22 protein-coding genes are annotated in these 20,607 nt (G+C 60.7%); 13 read left to right on the forward strand and 9 right to left on the reverse strand.

All coding sequences use genetic code 11. The features are described 5' to 3' along the window. Window positions 1–425 precede the first annotated feature (425 nt). A complete protein-coding gene (locus QQK16_RS15890; protein ID WP_284197457.1) occupies window positions 426–1,463 on the forward strand; it encodes a porin in 1,038 nt (345 codons plus the stop codon). Between the two features lie 259 nt (window positions 1,464–1,722). Continuing rightward, window positions 1,723–2,724 carry a porin gene (locus QQK16_RS15895; RefSeq protein ID WP_284197458.1) on the forward strand — a complete coding sequence of 334 codons (1,002 nt, stop codon included), beginning with the start codon at window positions 1,723–1,725 and terminating at the stop codon, window positions 2,722–2,724. A 191-nt stretch (window positions 2,725–2,915) separates the two neighbouring features. Here the strand turns inward: QQK16_RS15895 and QQK16_RS15900 are convergent, their stop codons facing one another. From QQK16_RS15900 to gpmI, 3 genes are read right to left on the reverse strand one after another with little or no spacing between them, the layout of a single operon-like run. Continuing rightward, on the reverse strand, window positions 2,916–4,391 hold the full coding sequence (locus QQK16_RS15900) for a S41 family peptidase (RefSeq protein WP_284197459.1): 1,476 nt from the start codon (window positions 4,389–4,391) through the stop codon (window positions 2,916–2,918). Between the two features lie 31 nt (window positions 4,392–4,422). After that, on the reverse strand, window positions 4,423–5,754 hold the full coding sequence (locus QQK16_RS15905) for a murein hydrolase activator EnvC family protein (protein WP_284197460.1): 1,332 nt from the start codon (window positions 5,752–5,754) through the stop codon (window positions 4,423–4,425). Next, window positions 5,751–7,295, reverse strand: coding sequence for a 2,3-bisphosphoglycerate-independent phosphoglycerate mutase (gene gpmI, locus QQK16_RS15910; RefSeq protein WP_284197461.1), 1,545 nt, complete (start codon window positions 7,293–7,295; stop codon window positions 5,751–5,753). The genes QQK16_RS15905 and gpmI overlap by 4 nt, the downstream gene beginning before the upstream one ends. Before the next feature lie 135 nt (window positions 7,296–7,430). Between gpmI and QQK16_RS15915 the strand changes: the two genes are divergently transcribed. Both QQK16_RS15915 and QQK16_RS15920 read left to right on the forward strand, forming a co-directional pair. Continuing rightward, window positions 7,431–7,739, forward strand: coding sequence for an ArsR/SmtB family transcription factor (locus tag QQK16_RS15915; RefSeq protein ID WP_284197462.1), 309 nt, complete (start codon window positions 7,431–7,433; stop codon window positions 7,737–7,739). A 262-nt stretch (window positions 7,740–8,001) separates the two neighbouring features. Next, on the forward strand, window positions 8,002–8,901 hold the full coding sequence (locus tag QQK16_RS15920) for a hydroxymethylglutaryl-CoA lyase (protein WP_308447059.1): 900 nt from the start codon (window positions 8,002–8,004) through the stop codon (window positions 8,899–8,901). Here the strand turns inward: QQK16_RS15920 and QQK16_RS15925 are convergent. After that, window positions 8,881–9,054, reverse strand: coding sequence for a hypothetical protein (locus tag QQK16_RS15925; protein ID WP_284197464.1), 174 nt, complete (start codon window positions 9,052–9,054; stop codon window positions 8,881–8,883). The genes QQK16_RS15920 and QQK16_RS15925 overlap by 21 nt on opposite strands. A gap of 412 nt (window positions 9,055–9,466) precedes the next feature. Between QQK16_RS15925 and QQK16_RS15930 the strand changes: the two genes are divergently transcribed. Genes QQK16_RS15930 through QQK16_RS15940 form a run of 3 tightly spaced genes read left to right on the forward strand, consistent with a single transcriptional unit; the run spans window position 9,467 to window position 12,860 of the window. After that, window positions 9,467–9,811, forward strand: coding sequence for an STAS domain-containing protein (locus tag QQK16_RS15930; protein WP_284197465.1), 345 nt, complete (start codon window positions 9,467–9,469; stop codon window positions 9,809–9,811). After that, entirely contained in the window at window positions 9,808–10,761 is a 954-nt protein-coding gene (locus tag QQK16_RS15935; protein WP_284197466.1) for an MBL fold metallo-hydrolase, read from the forward strand. The genes QQK16_RS15930 and QQK16_RS15935 overlap by 4 nt, the downstream gene beginning before the upstream one ends. Further along, window positions 10,761–12,860 carry a CHASE2 domain-containing protein gene (locus QQK16_RS15940; protein WP_284197467.1) on the forward strand — a complete coding sequence of 700 codons (2,100 nt, stop codon included), beginning with the start codon at window positions 10,761–10,763 and terminating at the stop codon, window positions 12,858–12,860. Before QQK16_RS15935 ends, QQK16_RS15940 begins: the two co-directional genes overlap by 1 nt. 21 nt (window positions 12,861–12,881) lie before the next feature. Here the strand turns inward: QQK16_RS15940 and QQK16_RS15945 are convergent, their stop codons facing one another. Beyond that, entirely contained in the window at window positions 12,882–13,478 is a 597-nt protein-coding gene (locus tag QQK16_RS15945) for an OmpA family protein (RefSeq protein ID WP_284197468.1), read from the reverse strand. A 1-nt stretch (window position 13,479) separates the two neighbouring features. Continuing rightward, window positions 13,480–13,920: a FecR family protein gene (locus QQK16_RS15950; RefSeq protein ID WP_284197469.1), complete on the reverse strand. Its 441-nt coding sequence runs from the start codon at window positions 13,918–13,920 to the stop codon at window positions 13,480–13,482. 31 nt (window positions 13,921–13,951) lie between these two features. Here QQK16_RS15950 and QQK16_RS15955 point away from each other — a divergent pair, with 31 nt between their 5' ends. From QQK16_RS15955 to QQK16_RS15970, 4 genes are all read left to right on the forward strand, one after another. Continuing rightward, complete coding sequence (locus QQK16_RS15955) at window positions 13,952–14,383, forward strand: ATP-binding protein (protein WP_284197470.1); 432 nt, start codon at window positions 13,952–13,954, stop codon at window positions 14,381–14,383. A 182-nt stretch (window positions 14,384–14,565) separates the two neighbouring features. Further along, window positions 14,566–14,859, forward strand: a complete 294-nt coding sequence (locus QQK16_RS15960; RefSeq protein ID WP_284197471.1) for a CBS domain-containing protein — start codon at window positions 14,566–14,568, stop codon at window positions 14,857–14,859. Window positions 14,860–14,942: 83 nt separating this feature from the next. After that, window positions 14,943–15,344 (forward strand): YkgJ family cysteine cluster protein, encoded by a 402-nt coding sequence (locus tag QQK16_RS15965; RefSeq protein WP_284197472.1) that lies wholly within the window; start codon window positions 14,943–14,945, stop codon window positions 15,342–15,344. 97 nt (window positions 15,345–15,441) lie between these two features. Then, window positions 15,442–16,443, forward strand: a complete 1,002-nt coding sequence (locus tag QQK16_RS15970; protein ID WP_284197473.1) for a hypothetical protein — start codon at window positions 15,442–15,444, stop codon at window positions 16,441–16,443. 27 nt (window positions 16,444–16,470) lie between these two features. Here the strand turns inward: QQK16_RS15970 and thpR are convergent, their stop codons facing one another. Next, entirely contained in the window at window positions 16,471–17,004 is a 534-nt protein-coding gene (gene thpR / locus QQK16_RS15975; RefSeq protein WP_284197474.1) for an RNA 2',3'-cyclic phosphodiesterase, read from the reverse strand. A gap of 310 nt (window positions 17,005–17,314) precedes the next feature. On the opposite strand from thpR, the gene rlmD reads away from it, so the two are divergent. Further along, complete coding sequence (rlmD, locus tag QQK16_RS15980) at window positions 17,315–18,634, forward strand: 23S rRNA (uracil(1939)-C(5))-methyltransferase RlmD (protein WP_284197475.1); 1,320 nt, start codon at window positions 17,315–17,317, stop codon at window positions 18,632–18,634. A gap of 69 nt (window positions 18,635–18,703) precedes the next feature. Here rlmD and folB read toward each other — a convergent pair whose 3' ends face one another. Beyond that, window positions 18,704–19,063 carry a dihydroneopterin aldolase gene (gene folB / locus QQK16_RS15985; protein WP_284197476.1) on the reverse strand — a complete coding sequence of 120 codons (360 nt, stop codon included), beginning with the start codon at window positions 19,061–19,063 and terminating at the stop codon, window positions 18,704–18,706. A 97-nt stretch (window positions 19,064–19,160) separates the two neighbouring features. On the opposite strand from folB, the gene plsY reads away from it, so the two are divergent. Then, window positions 19,161–19,778, forward strand: coding sequence for a glycerol-3-phosphate 1-O-acyltransferase PlsY (gene plsY, locus QQK16_RS15990; protein ID WP_284197477.1), 618 nt, complete (start codon window positions 19,161–19,163; stop codon window positions 19,776–19,778). Window positions 19,779–19,842: 64 nt separating this feature from the next. Here plsY and QQK16_RS15995 read toward each other — a convergent pair whose 3' ends face one another. Continuing rightward, window positions 19,843–20,592, reverse strand: a complete 750-nt coding sequence (locus QQK16_RS15995) for a LytR/AlgR family response regulator transcription factor (RefSeq protein ID WP_284197478.1) — start codon at window positions 20,590–20,592, stop codon at window positions 19,843–19,845. Window positions 20,593–20,607: the final 15 nt, after the last annotated feature.

Below are 20,607 nucleotides of genomic sequence, written 5' to 3' on the forward strand. Positions count from 1 at the left end.
GGCGCCCTTGGGCGCCTTGTTGCTTGTCGAGCCGCTAAAAACCCTTCTGCCGTGGTTGTGCAAGCTCTCCGTACCTGCGTACTGTCTGCGCTTCCGCGCCTGGCCAAAGCCGCTTTGCCGGGTTTTTGCCAGCGGCACTCAGCGCCTGTCACGATCAGGCCATGATTGCCCTGTTGCCTGCTCCGTCGTCCATGACCCATCACTGACTGGCGTTCATAACCGCCACTAGGGTGCTGCATTGCAGCAACAGCAGCAGCTTATGTAATTTGGGTGTCACTTGGCTCCCGTATAAATCGCGCCGTTGCCCAGGCGCCGAGCGCCCGGCCCACCGCCAGCAGCGACCGCTCCTCCCCTGTTTTGTCCAGGCATGCAGGCAGGCAGCGTCCTCACGGCGCTTCCCGATTCATACAACTGGAGCCTATCCAATGAAAAAGCAACTGCTCGCCATCGCCGTCCTCGGCGCACTCGCAGCCCCCGCCTTTGCCGCTGACAGCAATGTCACCCTGTATGGCCGCCTGGAAATGGGCTACGAGTTCTTCGACAACGGCGACACTGCTGCACTCAAGGGCGTCACTACCCAGCGCGTTGAAGGCTATGCCTCGCGTATCGGCTTCAAGGGCGAAGAAGACCTGGGCGGTGGCCTGAAGGCTGTGTTCCAGATCGAAACCAAGGTCAATCCCGACAACGCCGCCCAGACGTCCTTTGCCGACCGCAATAGCTATGTCGGCTTGAAGGGTGACTTCGGTACCCTGCTGATTGGCCGTCATGACACCCCGTTCAAGCAACTGAACAAGAACGTGGAGATCATGTGGGGCAATGCCGAGCAGACCGAAGTCGTCACCAACGGCAAGGCCTCAGGTGTCAGCCTGCATACCCGCCAGGACAACATCCTGCACTACACCTCGCCCAAGTTCAGCGATATCACCCTGCGCGCCTCGTTTGCCCCTGATGAAGCCAAGACCGGCTCCACCAACAAGCGCCGCTTCTCCGTCTCTGGTGAATTCGACAACGGTACCTTCAACGTCGGTCTGGGTTATGAGAACCAGGCCGACCAGGTAGCGGCAGGCAAGGATCGCCAAGGCCTGAAGCTGGTTGGCGGCTTCAAGCTGGGCGACACCACCTTTGGCGCGGCATACAGCCAGCTGGAAAACGAAACGGTCAAGGAAGTGGATACCTTCGCCCTGGCAGTCAGCCACAAGATAGGCGCCGTTACCCTGAAGGGTGCCTGGGCCACCGCCAGCGAGAACGATATCGGCAGCAACACCCAGGATGGCGTCGACATGTATGGCCTGGAAGTGGATTACTCCCTATCCAAGCGCACTGCCGTGTACGGCCTGTTCACCCAGATCAAGAACGAAACCAAGGCTTCCGCCGGCTTTGCCAACGGCACCTCAGGTGGCGCACCGATCGGTGCTGGCGCTGATCCACGCATCTTCAGCGTGGGTATCCGCCACAACTTCTGATCTCTGACCAAGGCAGGCATTTGAAGCGGATGCGGCAGCATCCGCTTTTTTATTGCCCACGCCCCATGCACATCCCCCGCAGAAACACCATACCTTGCTGGGTAGAGGCTGGCCATGTGTTGCAGAAAAAGCAGCAAATAGGCGCGATTTCCCTGATATCCGGGTAATCCCGATTGCGAGCACGCGCTCCAGGCGAGCAAACTTTTCCTGGCCTGAGTCCCGGACAGGCTCCCTACGATATCGAACAATGGAGAGAACTATGCGCAAGGCTCTGCTTGCCACGCTGGTAATGGGTGCACTGGCCGCTCCGGCTTTTGCCGAAGGTACGGTCACGGTATATGGCCAGATGAACGTCGGCGTGGTGTTCCACGACGAAGGCCCTGTCACCAAGACCAAGGTAGACAACCTCTACACCTCGTCGCGTCTGGGCTTCAAGGGCGACGAAAACCTGGGCGACGGGCTCAAGGCTTTCTGGCAGATCGAACAAGGCCTGCGTCCTGATGACGCAGCTACCACCAACTTCGCTAGCCGCGAAGGCTGGGTTGGCCTGCAAGGCGATTTCGGCAAGGTAGGCCTCGGTCGCGGCAAGACGCCCTACACCAATATGGTGGACTGGTTCGACATCTTTGACGGTGCCATCGGTGCCGCAGCGACTGCCTCCTACTCGGTCGACAGCATCCAGGATTCGCGTTTCAGCAACGCCATCCGCTATGACTCCCCGAACCTGAGCGGCTTCAACCTGTCCGGTATGTACAGCTTCGGCGAAAACAAGACCAGCACCACCGGCTCGTCCGATGGTTTCTCGGGCTTGGCCAGCTACAGCAACGGCCCCATCAAGGCCGGCCTGTCCTACGGTCAGCAGCGCAATCTGGCTGGCGTGAGCGGCAACAAGAAGTCGGCCTGGCAAATCGGCGGCATCTACACTCTGGGTGATCTGGGCCTGGGCCTGGCCTACCAGGCTGGTGAATGGCGCACTGCTGGGGTCGACTATGACCGCGATACCGTCACTACCACGGTGACCTACAAGATAGGTGCTGGCACCCTGCGCGCCGGTGCGCAGTTCGCTGCCGAAGCCGATGTCAATGGCAAGAGCGCTGCCGACAGCGACTTCACCCGCTACGCTATTGGCTACAAGCACGGCCTGAGCAAGCGTACCTATGCCCTGGTCGAGTACTCCGCCCTCAGCGCCGACAAGAGCATTGCTGGTGCCGCAGTGGCCGATCAACGTGGCCTGGCCGTGGGTCTGATGCACACGTTCTAAGCACCGGCTGACCTTGCCCGCTGCTCGGCAGCAAGGTCAGCAGCCGAGCGCTGCGCACAAAAAAACAGGCGGACATGGAAACCATGCCCGCCTGTTTTTTCATGCTTGCCGAGCACCTGTCATTAACTCAAGCTACGAGGGGTGACAGACTTTGCAAGCGCCAGGGCAGGCCTGGCGCTCGCCATCACGCTTTACTTGGTAGTGGTAGCCACAGCCACGCCACCCTCGCTCACCGGCGTCGTGCGGCTGACGATCTGCTGCACTTTCAGTACGTTGAGCGCCTGCTGCAGTTGATAGTCCTTCTTCAGCGAAATTTCGCCCGGGCGCAGCGGCTCTTCATCCTTCACCGGCTTACCATCCTTATCCAGCGCCTCGGGCTTAGCCTTGGCGGGCGCTGCTGGCTGGGGTGCCAGCTTGGCTTCAGGCTGCCCTTGCTTGGCCGGTGCAGTCTTGGTCTCGTCGCCGCCCTGCGGATTGCTCAGGTGGTGGTCAAGATCAGCCTCACGCACACGGAAGGCATCGCCAGTCACACCATTGAGCGTAGCCTCTTCAACCTCGATATCCGGCACGATGCCCTTAGCCTGGATAGAGCGACCATTCGGCGTGAAGTAACGGGCTGTCGTCAATTTGATGGCTGAGTCCTTGCCGACATTGATGATGGTCTGTACCGACCCCTTGCCGAAGGTCTGGGTACCGACCACCACAGCACGCTTGTGATCCTGCAGGGCACCGGCCACGATCTCCGAGGCCGAGGCTGAACCGGCATTCACCAGCACAACCAGCGGTACGGTCTTGATATCCTTGGGCAGCGGCTTGCCATCGCGAGGGAAGAACTCGCTGGACGAGTTGAATTTCTCGCTCGAACCCGGCGCCCGGCCCGTGGTGGAGACCACCAGCACATTATCGGGCAGGAACAAGGAAGACACGCCTATGGCGCCGGTCAGCACGCCACCCGGGTCATTGCGCAGATCCAGGATCACACCCTTGAGCGAACCCTTGTTTTCCTTGTAGAGGCCTTCCAGCGCGCGTGCAACATCCTCGGTGGAGCGATCCTGGAACTGGGCCAGTCGCACATAGCCATAGCCCGCTTCCAGCATGCGGGATTTCACGCTCTGCACCTTGATGACAGCCCGCTTGAGGGTGAATACCAGCGGCTTGGTCTCTCCCTTGCGCAGCACGGTGAGGACCACCGGAGTATTGGGCTTGCCCCGCATTTTGGCCACGGCATCGCTGAGCGACAAGCCGCGCACCGGCGCTTCATCGATCTTCATGATGTAGTCGCCCGCCTTGATGCCCGCCATGAAGGCAGGGGTATCCTCGATCGGCGAGATCACCCTGACCAGACCGTCCTCCAGATTCACTTCCAGGCCCAGGCCGCCAAACTCACCGCTGGTGTTGACGCGCAGATCCTTGAACGCCTCCGGATCCAGATAGGCCGAATGCGGATCCAGCCCCGTCAACATGCCATTGATAGCCTCGTTGATGAGCTTCTTGTCGTCCACCGGCTCGACGTAATCCTGCTTGATGCGGGCATAGACATCGGTAAAGGCACGCAATTCGTTGATCGGCAGGGGCGACAGGGCTTGCTTCTCGGCCAGTGCCGTGGCACCCGCCGTCAACAGTATTCCCAGGCCCGTACCGGCTACCAGCCAGCTGATTTTTTGCATATTCGCTTGCATTGCCAATTTCCTTTACCGGCTATTTCGCCCACACCAATGGGTCAAGGGCCTTGCCAAGATATCTTATCTCGAAGTATATGCCCGATTGCTCGCTGCCACCGCTATTCCCGCTAGTCGCGATGTCATCGCCAGCCCTGACCCGGTCACCAATCTGCTTCATCAGCGCATCGGCAGCCGAATAGACACTCATATACCCGCCACCATGATCCACGATCAGGGTATTGCCAAAGCCGCGCAGCCAGTCGGCAAATACCACCTGACCGCCGGCTATCGCCTTCACCCCCTGACCGGATTGCGAACGGATGAACACCCCTTTCCACAAGGTGCCTTCGCTACGCGCCGAGCCGAACTTACCCACCACCTCACCACGCGCAGGCAGGCGCAGTTGCCCCTTCAACTCGGCAAAGCGCCGGCCATTGGCGCTACTGTCAGGCAAGGCATCGTTCTGCTTCACTACGGCATCGGGCTTGGCTTCGATCTCCGGCTTGGTCGCAGGCTCACCCTCCGCCTTGGCCGTCACTGGTTCCACCGGCTTCTTGCCAGTCTTGGCCGCACGGGACAGCCTGGCAGCTTCCTTGGCTTCTGCCAGCTTACGGGCCTTCTCCTTGCGCTCACGCTCGCGGGCTTCCTTCTGCTCGCGTTCACGTATCATCCGGCCCAGTCTTTCCACCAGGTTGGTCAGGCGTTTTTCATCTCGCTGCAGCTTGCCGATTTCCTTGCGCTGGGTACCTATTTCGCTGGCGATCTTCGATAGGACCTCCTGTTTGCTCGCCTGTTCCGCACGCAGCCTGTCGCGTGCTGCCTTGCGGTCTGCGGCAATCTTTTCCAGCTCCTGCTGCTTCTGCCGTATCAGTTCGGCCAGGCCATTCAACCTGTCCAACTGGGCTTGCAACTCGCCGGAAAGGCGATGCTGCGCCTGGGCAATATAGCGGTAATAGCGCAGATCGCGGGTCAGGCGGTTCGGGTCCTGCTTGTTCAACAGCAGGCGCAGCGCCTCGTGCTCGCCATTACGCTGGCGCGCCCGTATCAGCGCGGCAAGCCGGCTACGGTTGGCCAGCAGGCTATCGTTCACCTGGTTGATGTCGCGATTGACGCGTGAGAGCTCGGCCTGCGACAGCTGCTGCTGCCGATTGAGCAAGGCGACCGACCGGTTGGCCTCGCTGATGGCTTGTTCCGACTCCTTCAGTGCATCAGCTGCCTCGTGGCGCGTCGCTTCGTTGGCCTGCAGCTCCTGCTTGAGGCTGTCTATCTTCTCGCGCAGTTGCTGCAGGTCCTCTTCCGGCTGGGCTGCCCAAGCCACGCCCGCCGTCAGGCCGGCAGCCAGCCATAGGGTCACAAGGCGGCGTATCACGCGAATCGGATCAGCGAATGGCCGGTCATCTCAGCCGGTTGAGGCAGGCCCATCATCGCCAGCAGCGAGGGGGCAATATCCTTCAATGCACCTTCGTTACCGGGTGCCAGCGTTGCCGGGCGACCGATATAGAGAAAAGGCACCAGGTCGGTGGTGTGCTGGGTATGTGGCTGGCCCGATCCTTTGTCCCACATCATTTCGCAATTGCCATGGTCGGCCGTGATCAGCACTTCACCGCCGGCGGCCTGCATGGCCGCCACACAGCGGGCAACACAGCCGTCCAGCGCCTCAACCGCCCGAACCGCAGCGGCAAAATTACCGGTATGCCCCACCATGTCGCCATTGGCATAGTTGCAGATGATGGCGGCGTACTGCTTGCTTTCTATGGCCGCCACGATGCGGTCAGTCACATCCACCGCACTCATTTCCGGTTGCAGGTCATAGGTCGCCACCTTGGGCGAGGGCACCAGCACCCTATCCTCCCCGGCGAACTCCTTCTCTTCGCCGCCCGAGAAGAAATACGTCACATGCGGGTACTTCTCGGTCTCGGCAATGCGCAACTGCTTCAGGCCCAGGCTGGCAATATATTCACCAAAGCTGTTCTGCACCTTGGGCTTGGTATAGGCCACCGGGTAGGGATAGGCCTCGGCATAGCTGGTCAGCGTCACATAGCTGGCCAATTGCGGGCGGCGCGGGCGGGCAAAACCATCAAAACTGTCCTCGTTGATGGCCACCGTGATTTCGCGGGCGCGGTCGGCGCGGAAGTTCATGAACACAACTACGTCGCCGTCTTCCATTCGGCTGACCTTGCCATCACGGCGTACCGCAGTCGCCAGGATGAATTCATCGTTTTCTTCGCGGGCATAGCCTGCCTGCAGGGCTGCCAGCGCCGTAGCGGCCACATGCTCCGCCTCGCCATCCACGATCAGGCGATAGGCCGGCTCCACGCGCTCCCAGCGCTTGTCACGGTCCATCACATAGTAGCGCCCAACCACCGAGACAATCTCAGCCCCTGCGCAGGCGTCGCATACCGCCTGCAAGCGGCCCAGATAGCGCTCGGCGCTACGCGGTGGCGTATCGCGACCGTCCAGGAAGGCATGCACGGCAATCCGCTGCACCCCAGCCTGGTGGGCATCCTTGATCAGCGCATGAATATGGCTCTCGTGGCTATGCACGCCACCGTCCGACACCAGCCCCATCACATGCAGGGTCTTGCCCGATGCACTGGCAGTCGAGATGGCTTGGGCCAGCACCGGATTTTTTCCCAGTGCGCCGTCGGCTACGTCACAATCCACCCGGCTGATGTCTTGTTGCAACACTCGACCAGCACCTATGTTGAGATGGCCCACTTCGGAATTGCCGAACTGGCCTGCAGGCAAACCGACATATTGCTCTGACGCATTGATGGTAGTGTACGGGTGCTGGGCCACCAGCTTGTCCCAGTTGGGCTTGCTGGCATGCAGAATCGCGTTGTCTTCACCCTCTAGGCGATGGCCAAAACCATCAAGGATTAGCAGCAGTACGGGGGTCACGGCAGTCATGGGAGTCAGCTGGGCGAGTTCATATCAAGGGCATTTTACCGTGTAGTGCGCGGTTGCGCGGCCACAGGGTGACGTTTAACATGCCGGAGATTAAAGTTTCTTATATTCCAACCGAATAATATTCAGAAGTACGCCATGTCTTATCACCTGATCCAGGACGACGAACAAATCGAGCAGGCTTCCCGCGCGATGAAAGCGATGTCCCACCCCCTGCGCCTCAAGATATTGTGTGTGCTGGGCGAGAACGAAGTAAGCGTGCAGGACATCGTCGACGCAGTCGGTACCTCGCAGAGCAATATTTCGCAGCACTTGGCCATCATGCGCGAGAAAGGCGTGCTGCGCACCCGCAAGGATGCCAACCGTGTCTACTACCGCGTGGGCGATCCGCGCACGCTGGAAGTCGTCAGCATGATGCGCGATGTGTTCTGCGGCTTCGCCAAGTAAACCGATACAGCTCCCAGACAAGGGCCGCGACCAGCGGCCCTTGTTCGTTGCGGCCCCTCCCTCAATGCTAACGGGCCTGGGCCGCCTGCAAAATCCACATCGCTGCCTCCCGCACAGGGTCGAGTCAAGCCGCGAGCGCCTTGCAGCAGGTAAAATCAGCTGACCATCGCTGAATGATCCGTCCTCGTCCCCCCAAGAAAGCCCCGCAGGTGTGGCAGGTAGACGTACTCAGGGATTCACCAGGAGACAACACAATATGGCCATGCCCAAGCAAGTTAAGATCGTCGAAGTCGGCCCAAGAGACGGCCTGCAGAACGAGAAATCGCCGGTATCCACCGAAGTGAAGCTCGCCTTTATCGACCAGTTGGCCGATGCCGGTCTGAGCGTTATCGAGGCCACTGCCTTTGTGTCGCCCAAGTGGGTGCCGCAAATGGCCGACCACACCGAGGTAATGCGTGGCCTCAAGCGCCGCCCCGGCGTACGTTACCCCGTGCTGGTTCCCAATATGCAGGGCTACGAGGCCGCCCGTGCAGCGGGCGCCGATGAGATAGCGGTATTTGCCGCCGCGTCCGAGGCCTTCTCGCAGAAGAACATCAACTGCAGCATAGCCGAGAGTCTGGCCCGGTTTGCCCCGGTCGTCGAGGCAGCACGCCGCGATGGCGTTGCCGTGCGCGGTTATGTGTCCTGCGTGCTGGGCTGCCCCTATCAGGGCGAAGTACCGCTGGCCGACGTCGTTCGCGTGGCTAAGGCGCTCTACGATATGGGCTGCTACGAGGTCTCGCTGGGTGACACCATAGGGGTAGGAACACCAGAGAAAGCCCGCCAGATGATCGCCGCCGTATCGGCAGCGGTGCCGGTAGCGCAGTTGGGAGCACACTTCCACGACACTTGGGGCCAGGCGCTGGCCAATATCTATGCGGTACTGGAAATGGGCGTCGCCACCATAGACAGCTCTGCCGCCGGCCTGGGTGGTTGCCCATACGCCAAGGGGGCTAGTGGCAATGTCGCCACCGAAGACGTGGTGTATATGCTGGACGGCCTGGGGATACAGACCGGGGTGGATCTGGAGAAACTCGCCGCAGCTGGCCGCTTTATCAACGGCCAGTTGGGCAAGGCACTTGCCTCCAAGGCTGCGACAGCCTTAGCGGCCAAGGCGGTCTGAGCGCTGCTCCGCTGCCATGGCCTCGTCCAACGTCAGGAGTCGCAACTGCAGCTCCTGACGTGGTCTGGCTTGTTCGGTGGCCTGGGCCACAACAACCGGTTCGCCGATTACCTTTTCATCCTGGCCTGAGGCCATATCAAAGACGGTGATCATCTTGCATCCCTTCTGCGCCCATGGCGCACACTGATCAATCGGCCTTCAATCCGAATATCGGTACATTTACGGCAAAGTTCAATAGCAAATTTGCCACATTGCCCAAAACGTCGGGTGCGCGCGACAAGCGGCAAGTCAAGAACGACCAATGGACAAAGGTTCTACAGCTTTGGCGGCCCAGCCATACGCCAGCTAGGGCCGACTGATCGCACCATGAACATCGCCCTCGCCACCCGACTCTCGCGCACCATGGGCAAGTATCTGGCCTGCTCTTGCTCCAACCCGCCCCAAGCCCCCTCTCCTGCCACCGCGGCAAACTGTGTATCAGGCTATAAAGTCCAAATCAGGCGCTAGAATAAAACCATCAGGCAGTACCACTGCCCGGCCTTGTCCACGACTACCGGATAGCCTCATGCAATTGCGCGCACAACTGATCGATGGCATCCAGCTGCTAAGCACTCAGGGCCGAATAGACCAGGCCGGGGCCGAACCATTCTCCGCTGCCCTATCACCCTATCTGGCAGATTGCCAAGCAGGCCAGCCGGCCATCGTACTGGATTTCGCCGGGGTCGAGTACATTTCCAGCATAGGCTTGCGGGCACTGATGCTGGCCCACAAGCAGGCCACCGCTCAGCAAGGCCGCATCGCCATTGCCGCGCTCACTCCACTGGTGGCCGAAGTCTTTGCCATCAGTCACTTTGATCAGGTGCTCAAGGTCTACCCCACGGTTGCCGATGCGATAGAGGCCTTGCGATGAAAGTCCGCTTCTGGGGCACCCGGGGTTCCATTCCGGTATCCATGACAGCACAAGCAGTACGGGCCAAGTTGATCACGGCGCTTTCGGGAGCAGCCGGGGTAGATTTAAGCAGCCACGAGCAGGTGGTCTCCTATGTGGATCGACTCGACTTCGCCACAGCCGGCTGCTTTGGCGGCCACTCCAGCTGCGTACAATTGGAGACAGGCGGCAGCGAGCACATCATTCTCGACATGGGCAGCGGCGCCCGCCCACTGGCCGGCCATTACCTGGGGCAACATGGCGGCAAGCCACAGACCTATCATGTGTTCATGTCCCATCTGCACTGGGATCACATCATGGGCTTCCCGTTCTTTACACCCGCCTACATCCCTGGCAACCAGCTCATCATCCACAGCTGCCACAGCGAGGCGGAGTTCGCCTTTCGCCGCCAGCAGGCCGAACCGTCCTTCCCGGTGGATTTTTCACTGCTGCGGGCCGATATCCGTTTCGATGTCATGGAGCCCGGTCATGACTACGCCGTTGCGGGCCTGACCGTCAGCGCCAAGAAACAACGCCATGGCGGCGACTCCTATGGCTGGCGCTTTGACGATGGTAAGGCCGTGGTGGTCTACACCACCGATTCAGAGCACGATGTCGGCGATCTGGCCGAGCGCGCCGCCTTTGCCGATTTTTTCCGCCAAGCCGACCTGGTGATCTTCGATGCCATGTACTCGCTGGCCGCCGCCATCTCGGTCAAGGAGGACTGGGGCCACTCGTCCAATATCGTCGGCGTGGAACTCTGCCAATTGGCCCAGGCCAAGCGGTTATGTCTGTTTCACCACGAACCCGCCTATGACGACCTGCAGATCGCCCAGATACTCAACGAAACCCGCCGCTTCGAGGAGTTGACCCGCGAAGGTGCCCCGCTGGAGATCCTATCGGCATGGGATGGCCTGGAAGTCGTGCTCTGATGCCGCGACGCGGCGCTGTGGCGACGCTGCTACAGGCCAGGCGGGGCCGTCCGCTGGCGCTATTGCTATTGCTTGCCCTGCTGGGCTTCCAACAACTGTCGCCGCAATCTGGCCTGCCCGCCGCTCGCCTGGCCCTGTTCGATCTGTACCAGCACACCTGGCCGCGCCAGCCGCAAGGCCAGCCCGTCACCCTGGTCGAAATAGACGAACCCAGCCTGCAACAGCTAGGTCAATGGCCTTGGCCCCGCAACAAGCTGGCTAGGTTGATAGACGCCATCAATACCCACCGCCCCCTGGCCATCGGGCTTGATCTCTACATGCCCGAGCTGGATCAGACCTCGCCCGCCATGGTGGCCCGCAACCTGCCTACCAAGCAGGCCGACCTTGCCACCACTCTTGCTGCCCTACCCAGCCATGAAGCAGTACTGGTGCAATCGCTGCAGTCTGCCCCGGTGGTACTGGGCGCCGCCGGCTTCGACTACCCTACGCTATCGACCACCCAGGGCCTACGCAGCCAGCCTGTGCAGGTCCAGGGCGGAGATCCGCTACCTTGGCTGCGTGCCTATCCCTGGGTACTAGCCAGCCTACCGCAGTTGCAAGCGGCTGCCACTGGCCAGGCTGTCCTATCGGTGGATCTGGACGGTGGCGTAGTCAGGCGCATGCCGCTGGCCGTCAGCGTCAACCAGCAGCCTGTCCCCTCCCTGGCCATGGAAATGCTGCGGGTCGCCACAGGCGTGCCCGCCGTCACTTTGGTGGTGGACCAGCACGGCATACGCGAAGCCCGCGTCGCCGATTTGATCGTCCCCACCTTGCCCAATGGCGAGGTCTGGTTGCCTTTTGCACCAGCCCGCCACAGCCGCAGCGTCTCGGCAGCCCAGGTACTGTCTGGTCGGGTCGATCCAACCGCGCTGCAAGACAAGCTGGTGCTGATCGGCATCACCGGCTTTGGGCTGACCGACCTGCGTGCCACACCGCTGGATGCGCAGGTGCCCGGCGTGGAAATCCAGGCGCAGCTGATGGAAAGCCTGATAGCCGGGCAGTTTCTGCAACGCCCCGCCTGGATGCGCCACCTCGAAGGTGGCGTGCTACTGCTGGCCGGCTTGCTGCTGATAGCGGCCGTACCGCGTACCCGACTGCGCTGGCTGGCGCCCGGCACAGCCGTGCTGTTCAGCCTCGTCGCCGCTGCCGGCTTTGCCGGGTTCCGGTATGGTGGGCTGCTGTTCGATGCGGCCAGTATCCTGATCAGCCTGTGCCTGCTGCTGGGCAGCCTGCTGAGCAGCCGATTTCTCGAGACCGATGCCCAGCGGCGGCAGGCGCAGCAAGCCCTGCAGCACGAGCGCGAACTGGCGGCCAAGGTGGCGGGCGAGTTGGCCGCCGCACGCCGCCTGCAGTTGGGTTCGCTGCCTGATGCCACCCGGCAGTTCCCTGGCGAAACCCGCTTTCAGCTGGCCGCCGTACTGGAGCCCGCACGCGAAGTAGGTGGCGACCTGTACGATTTCTTCATGCTCAGCCCCGACCATCTGTTCTTCATCGTGGGGGATGTCTCGGGCAAAGGCCTGCCGGCCAGCCTGTTCATGGTAGTGGCCAAGGCGCTGGGCAAGAGCATTGCACTGCGGGGTGAGGACGACATCACCGCCATCATTGGCCAACTGAACCAGGAACTGGCGCGCGAAAACCCCGAAACCCTGTTCATTACCGTGGTGGCCGGGATACTGGATGTAGCGACAGGCAAACTGCATCTGATCAACGCAGGCCACGATGCCCCCTGGCTACGGCGCAGCAACGGCAGCCTGACACAGCTCAGGGGTGCTGGCGGACCGCCGCTATGCATACTGGAAGATTTTCCCTACCCCGTACAAGCCTACCAACTGGCAGTTGGAGATACGCTTTGCGTGATCACAGATGGCATTACCGAAGCCATGAATGCGCAATCCGAACTATATGGCATGGCACGACTGGAAGCCGTGCTGACCGCTATGCCAATAGACGCAGCACTTGAGCGCATGGTCAGCACAGTACAGGCTGATGTGCAGCAATTTGTCGGTGACGCCCCGCCATCGGACGATCTCACCCTGCTGCTGTTACGCCGCAATAGCTAGCACAGGCCGCCCGCAGCACGACTAGCGGACAATGATCTCCACCCGACGATTCCGGCTTTCGGCCACCTCATCCGCCGTATCCACCGCCAGCTCCCGCTCTCCCCTGCCGGCAATCTCCATGCTTTGTGCCTTGACCCCGCTGTCCAGCAAGCGCTGGCGCACCATGCCCGCCCGGGCCAGCGACAGTACATCGTTATCGGCCTGACTACCCACCCGGTCGGTATGCCCCACCACCACAATCTCGGGCACCGGCCGCCGTAGCAGCTCTGCCTTGAGTGCATCCAGTTGCCCAGCCGATTCCGCCGTCAACGCCTCGGCCGATCCCGACAGATAGTAGACGGTGAACGAAACCGGCCTGGCCGGCAATGCCGCCAACGTATCGCCATAACGCGCCTGCACACTGGCGCCATCTGCCGTACTGCCCGTCAATTTGCCATCGGAGCTGGCTTCCGCGGCGGCATAGGGTTGCGCCAATAGCAACTCGCCCTTTGCCGTGCTCAGTTGCACCGCCCCGGCACGGCCATCGGCGCTGGGCAGCAACACCACCCTGTCGTTGGCCGGCTCATGGTTCAGGGCGATCAGCCAAGTCGCCAGGGTAAAGGGCACAAACAATTCCATCTCAATCTTCCTCGCCGTGCGCTTCGAGTATGAACTCGGTACCCCGCACACCCAGCGTGACTGCCGTAGTACGAAAATGCACAGCATCCGGCGAGGTCTTGGCAATCTTGCCCGAGATCACCGACAAGGTGCCGCGCTTGAGCGAAGCGTCTATCCGCCCCTGATGGGTCGTCGGGTTGAACGCATACTGATCCAGCGACAAGCTCGAATTCGCTCCCGCCGACAGCAAGGTATTGTCCCGTAGCGTAATGCCCACGCTGCTGGCCGCACCTGTCTGCACCTTGTCGGCCTGCATCACGGCAAAGCCCGGCCCAGCCGGCAAGCGCTGGCCACCGCGCACCACCTCCACCTTGCCCTGCGCCGTCTTGATCATGCCGGCAGCCTCTTCGGCCTGGGCGGGAAGGGCAAGCAGCACTGCCACAGCTATCACTTTGATATTCATGATGTGTACCTCCATCTACTATCGTATAGCAATGATTCAGTACGCCCGCTGCTTTCCCGCGCAATTCAGCCAACTCCACCCCCTGCAGGATTGGCTGACACAAACATGCCGGGCGCTGGGCCTTGCCCAACAGGAAGCCTTGAGGGCCCAATTGGTGGTGGAAGAACTATTCGCCAACACCGTGCATCACGGCTACGGGCCTGATACCCCCGCCGAGCAGGCGCTGGTGTGGCTGGAAATCACCCGCCGCGCAGATGAGGTCGAAATCTGTTATCTGGATGCCGCCCAGCCCTATAACCCGCTGCTGCAAGATGCCCATACGGTGGTGCAGGCGGTGGAGCACGGACAGGTAGGCGGGGTAGGTTGCCTGCTGGTGAAGTCACTACCTAGTCGATGCCACTATGTCTGGCGTGAAGGTAGAAATGTGGTGGCACTCAATTTCAAGTGCTGGCCGGGGACATAATGATCGCCACCAGCGCTCACGCAGCTCCCTGTTGCCTTCTGCCCAAAGCCCGGTGCCCACCTTCGATCCACATTATGTAATCTCGGTGCCACCCTACAGGCACCCCCTCACTGGGGTAGCCCTAAGCGCAACCGCGCCAGCGCCGTATCAAAGCCTTGCCTGTGCTGAATCTATAAGGACATGTGCTGGGCATTGTCACCCTGCATGACTTCCTGATCACGCCTGACGGCCAAACCCAGATGCACCCCCAGCAGGAAATGCTGCCGGTATCGAGCATCATGACGACCCAGGTACTGACCACGCAGGAGGACCAAGCCATTGCCGATCTGGTCCAACCGCTATCCGATGGCGGCCTGCACCATCTGCCCGTACTCAACCATCAGGCACAGCTGGTAGGCATGCTCACACAGTCCGATCTGATTGCTGCCTTGTATCGGGCAGGACTGAAGTACGCCGGGGCCGGGAAAAGCCACTAGTCCATTTAGATTCAAGGACTTTGCCGCAACAGCAGCCCAAGTCCGATATAATCCCCGGCCTGCTTCCCTCACAGCCTTACTGCATGACCGCCAAGCCCATACTGTTGCACCATGCCGATCTGGACCGTACCGGCACCTGGTTGAAATACCGCGATGGCTTGTGCGATAGCTGCATGGCCACCTGTTGCACCATGCCCGTCGAGGTCAAGCTGGCTGACCTGGTACGCATGGGCGTGGTGGATGCCTTTGAAGCCGAGGGCGAGCCGCCCAAGCAAATCGCCAAGCGCCTGATGAAGGCCAGGATCGTGCAGCACTTCAACTTCAAGCACAGCATCTACACCCTCACCCGCCGGGCCAATGGCGATTGCCTGTACCTGGATGCCCAAAGCCGCCGCTGCACCATCTACGCCAAGCGCCCCAATACCTGTCGCAATCATCCACGCATCGGCCCGCGCCCCGGTTTTTGCGCCTACCGCACCCGTTAACGCCACCAACACTCCGCTACAGCGGGTTGAAATGGTGACGTGCCAAACCCGTGCGCTATGATTCCACCCCCACACCCCCTGTACTCTAGAGCCTTGCATGAATCCAAACAGCGCCCCCAGCCCTCAGGCACCTTCCACACATCGCTGGGCCATCAGCCTGGCTGGCCTTTGCCTGCTGCTCTTGGTGCTGTCGGTGATACTGCCCTTGGGCAAGGCAGTCAGCCTGCCCTATGCCATGGGCTATAACCTGCCCGTGGCCCTGGTGCTGTTCGCGGTTTACTACTTGGTCTTCGGCCGGCGCCACGGCAATACCAAGGCCGGCATTGCCCTGTTGGCCGTGCTGGTCACCGCAGGTCTCGGCAGCCTGGCCGCCCACAGCATCGCCAGCAAGCGACAGGCCGATCGCGCAGCCTTGCAAGTTGCGGTGAGCGAGATCCGTGGCGAGATCAACAATATGAGTGCCGACCTGCTGAATGGTCAGGACGGTCTGCCCAAGCAGGGCGCACTTATCGATACCACGCCCAGAGCCACCGGCTCGGCTGGCGAAATGGAGCGTTTCATCAAGACCTTCTTTCGCGATTTGACTGCCTTGCGCAACGATTATCAGCGCGAAATCAGTAATTCAGGCTGGGAGAACCTGCTCAATGCCAGCCAATTCTCGCAAGACCCCGGTTTCCATCAACGCCGGGCCTTGGTGCACGAGGTCCGCCAGATTGCCAATACCTATCAGGCTCGTAACCATCAAGCCATAAACAACACCCTGGCCAGTATCAGCACACTGAATATGAGCGAAGCAGACAAGTCAGACCTGAGGTCTGGCTTTGAACAGGGCTTGGTCAAAGCGCGCAGGAACATAGACAAGCTGTGGGCGCTGGAAAACCAAGCCATCGATGAAATGGGGGCGATGGTAGATCTGTTGGCCCGCAACCCCCAGGCATGGGAGGTAGAGCAAGGCAATGTGGCGTTCAACAATCAAGCCCTGCTTGATCGCTACAACGCTCACTTCAGGCGTGTGCAAGAGATCGTGCAGGAGCAAGAGGCGATGCAGCGCCAAAGCCTGAACAATGCCAATGCCGAGTTGGGTGGGCTGCAGCCGTAAGGGCCTGCTCAATGCCTGCTTACACCCCTAGGCATCCAGCTGATAGCTCTCCAACTCCTGGTATTCCGGCCCCTGCTCTCCCTCTGTCGAGGATGCCACCAGCCGGAATCCCCTGATCGGCCAGACTAGCGGCGCATCATCCGGCCAAGCCGCTGGTGGGTGGCCATGCCGCAGCATGGTCACATGCGGCTTGAAAGCCTTGCGGTCATACTTCAGACCCAGTTCATCCAGGGTAGCGCGTAGCTTATCCACAAGCTGCAACAGGGCAGCCGGCGGGTCCGACGGGCCCAACCAGGTGATGCCAGGGCGCCAGCGGCCATAGTGATCCAGCCGTAGCTCGGCAGGCATCAGGGCTACCTGGGCCAGCGCCGCCATCAGTGCCGGCAGGCGCGATCTGGGTGTATTACCCAAAAACACCAGAGTCAGGTGCAGTGTGTCACGCCGCATGCGGCGCCCGCCGCACAAGCCCTGCAGCCTGCCACTGGCAGCATGCAGGGCATCAGCCACGGCCTCGTCTGGCCAAAGTGCCAGGAATAAACGAATGTCGTCGGTTGCAGGCATAGCCCTGATTTTAAAGCCGTAGCCGCCCTGGGCGTCGGCAGGCCGCCATACGGCAGGCCTCATGCCATTGACCGCTCATGAAACGACGGACGGTATGACAATGACTTGCAAACAGCATACCGGGGGCTATAACGGATATCAGTCGAACAGACACAATCTCCCTCGAAGGCGGCCAACGCCGCCTGACTCACAGGCCGACACCCAGATAGTGTCGGCCTCGTTTTTTCCGCCGCCCCGGCCAAAGGCAATTTCCCTAAACGACTCAAGCGCTTATAATCGCCGGCTTTTTCCGCTTCCCAGCCCTTACACCATGACCGAACCACGCCGTAATCCCGTCGCCACCATAGAATCCCTGGACTACGACGGCCATGGTGTCGCCCACGTAGATGGCAAGACCATCTTCATCGATGGCGCCCTGCCTTTCGAAGTGGTCGAGTACTCCAGCTACCGCAAAAAGCCCACCTTTGAAAATGCCCAGGCCGTGGCCGTGCTGAAGGAAAGCTTTCTGCGCACCACGCCGCAATGCCAGCACTATGGCGTCTGCGGTGGTTGCTCCATGCAGCATGCCGAGGCCAGTGGCCAGGTGGCCGCCAAGCAACGCGTGCTGGAAGAAAACCTTTCGCGCATCGGCGAAGTCAAGCCAGAAACCCTGCTGACACCCATTTACGGCCCCACCTGGGGCTATCGCCACCGTGCCCGCCTGTCGGCCCGTTACGTGGCCAAGAAGGGTACCGTGCTGGTGGGATTTCATGAAAAGCGCTCCAGCTTCATTGCCGACATGAAGTCCTGTGAAATCCTTCCTCGGAAGATTTCCGACATGCTAGTGCCGCTGCGCGAACTGGTCATGCAACTCAGCATCCGCGAGCGCATGCCGCAGATAGAGCTGGCCGTGGGCGAGCATGTAGATGTATTGGTCCTGCGCATCATGGACCCCATCAACACCGACGACGAAGCCCTGCTACGCAGCTTTGCAGACCAGTACCAGGTGCAATTCTGGCTACAGCCCAAGGGACCGGACACGGCTTACCCCTTCTACCCGCTCGATGCGCCGCAACTCAGCTACAGCCTGCCCGAATTCGGCATAGTCATGCCCTACAAGCCCACCGAATTCACCCAGGTGAACCCGCATATCAACCGCGTACTGGTCGGCCGTGCATTGCGCCTGCTGGACCCACAGCCGGGCGAGCGGATTGCCGATCTGTTCTGCGGCCTGGGCAACTTCACCCTGCCCATCGCCCGCCTGGGTGCCCAGGTGCTGGGCATAGAAGGCAGCCAGCAGCTGGTTGAACGCGCCCGCGAAAACGCTATCAAGAACGGCCTGGAAAACCAGACCGAATTCCAGGTTGCCAACTTGTTCGAAATGACCGAAGAAATCATGGCTGGCCTGGGTCATTTCGACCGCATGCTGATCGACCCACCACGCGACGGCGCCATGGAAGTGTGCAAGTCCATCTCGGCCGAGCATGGCCCCAAGCGCATCGTCTATGTCAGCTGCAACCCCGCCACCCTGGCACGCGACGCCAACGTACTGGTCAACGTCAAGGGCTACACCATGAAGACCGCCGGCGTGGTCAATATGTTTCCCCATACCGGCCACGTCGAATCCATGGCCTGGTTCGAGAAGCAATAAAGCGACACAACCGGCAAACCAAAGCAAAAAAGCGACCCTGGGTCGCTTTTTTGTTGTTTTACCACCGCATCAACCGCCTCGGTGACCACGCTCAACCGTGACGCCGACACGGCCCACCTCGTGCAATATGCCCAGCTTGGTAACCGACACCCGCACCCAGGGCGTGCCGAATTCGCCCATCACATCCTGGGCAATATACTCGGCCAAGCGTTCCAGCAGCAGGAAGTGCTGCTCGGCCAATACACCCCGCAGACGCTCCACCACCTTGGCATAGTCTATGGTATCGGCCAGTTCATCGGTCTGGCAGGCGCGGGCACTGGGTATGCCCAGCTCCAGGTCTATCTCCACCACCTGGGGTGCTACGCGCTCCCAATCGTAGACGCCTATCAGCGTCCTGGCCTTCACACCGTGCAGGTAAATAATGTCCATATCGTGTCCCAGTGCACGCTCCAGCGCTTGCTCGCTATCGCTGGATGCCGCAACCGGCTTAGAATCCGAGGCTGCCCATTGTAGTGGAATTCTGTAGATGCCGCCCTACGCCTTGCCGCTTGCCTTTGTGATCGCCGCCTACCTGGTCGGCTCGCTGTCTTTTGCCGTCATCGTCAGCCGTGCGATGAAGATGGCAGACCCCCGCTCTTACGGCTCGGGCAACCCCGGTGCCACCAATGTGCTGCGTTCAGGCAAAAAGCTGGCCGCCGTGCTCACCTTGCTGGGCGATACGCTCAAAGCAGTGGTGGTGGTACTGGCTGCCAAGCTGGCCAACCTTCCTGACCACTGGCTGGCTGCGGTGGCAGTGGCCGTCACCGTAGGCCATATGTGGCCGGTGTTCTTCCGCTTTCTGGGTGGAAAAGGTGTCGCGACCGCGGCTGGTGTGCTGTTGACGCTGGATTGGCGCCTGGGCCTCGCCACCGTGACGGTCTGGCTGGTCATGGCTGCAGCCACCCGTATCTCTTCGCTGGCCGCCATAGTGGCCGCCGTTGCGGCGCCCATAGCCTGCCACCTGCTGCTGCCCGGCCGACCCGCACTATTCGGCGCGGTCTTGCTGATTGCGGCATTGCTAATACAGCGCCACAAGCGCAATCTGCTCAATCTCCTGGCAGGCACCGAAGGCAAGATAGGCGAGAAAGCCAAAGCGCGAGAATAATTGCCCGGCGGGTTCTACCCACAAGGCTGGGTGGCACCCGATGTACTACTCGCCTATCTGACGTTCAATCCCTGAACAGATGGGTAAAGGCGCGGCTGACCGGCAGCTTTTCGCTGCATCCCTTCACCAGCACCTGCATACGCTCGGCATCGATGCGCTCTGCGGCGGCAATTGCATTGACATTGACCATAGTGCCCCGGTGTATCTGCCAGAACTTCTCCTGGTCCAATCCTGCCAGCAAATCCTTCAGCGGGGTCCGTATCAGCGCCTCGGAGTCCGCCAGCACCACACGGGTGTACTTGGTATCCGACTGGAAGAACAGCACGTCTTCCACATTGATCAGCTTGATCTGCTTACCCACCGTGGCCTTGATCCACTTGAGCTTCTCGGCTGATTGCTGTGGCACCACCGATTTCAGCTTGCTCAATATCTCGGCCAGGTCGGCCGGCTGGGCGGCCAGCTTGGTCTTGATACGCTCTACTGCCTTGGCCAATCTATCCACTTCAACTGGCTTGAGCAGGTAATCCACCGCACCTGCCTCAAACGCCTCCACAGCGTACTGGTCGTATGCCGTCACGAACACCACATGGGCGCCACCCGCTATGCGCTCAGCCACTTCCAGCCCGGATAGCCCAGGCATGCGGATATCGAGGAAAACCACATCGGGTTCGTATTCGAGATAGCCATCCCAGGCATCATTACCATTCTCGGCCACCGCCACCAGCTCGGCCTCAGGCCAGGTCTTTTGCAGCAAACCTTCCAGGCGCTCGCGCATCAGGGGTTCGTCTTCGGCGATCAGGATACGTGTACTCATTATTCTCTCTGCTTC

It is taken from the genome of Chitinimonas prasina, from assembly GCF_030160395.1.
GTDB lineage: Bacteria > Pseudomonadota > Gammaproteobacteria > Burkholderiales > Chitinimonadaceae > Chitinimonas > Chitinimonas prasina.